We start from the raw sequence: 278 nt of genomic DNA, 5'->3' as shown, positions 1-278 counted from the left end.
GTAGGGCCCGCCATGCCCTTTCTGGGCGCCAACGCGCCCCATTCGCTTACTCGTTGGCGAACTTGCGGCTCATGGCCTCGAAGACCTGCTGTGCCTCGGGGCCCAAAATGTGGGCCCCCCAGCATGGTGTGGCCAGGGCCAGTGAGAGAGGTGTTGGACACAAGGGTCAGCTTGCCGTTGTGGTTGTCGAGCCAGCCGCCGCCGGACGAACCGGCGGTCATCGTGCAGCCGATGACGTCCATGTCGGGTGTGCCCTGCTGCATGTTGACGTGGCTCGG

At 65.5% G+C, this 278-nt stretch carries 1 protein-coding gene; it reads right to left on the bottom strand.

Annotated elements, in window-relative coordinates; translation table 11 throughout:
* On the bottom strand, window positions 1-263 hold a 263-nt coding region (locus GJQ66_RS14855), incomplete at its 3' end, for a hypothetical protein (RefSeq protein WP_230379594.1).
* Window positions 264-278 lie beyond the last annotated feature (15 nt).

The organism is Microbacterium sp. ZXX196, assembly GCF_009709595.1.
Taxonomy (GTDB): Bacteria; Actinomycetota; Actinomycetes; order Actinomycetales; family Microbacteriaceae; genus Microbacterium; species Microbacterium excoecariae.
This window is presented reverse-complemented; position numbering and strand designations above follow the sequence as displayed.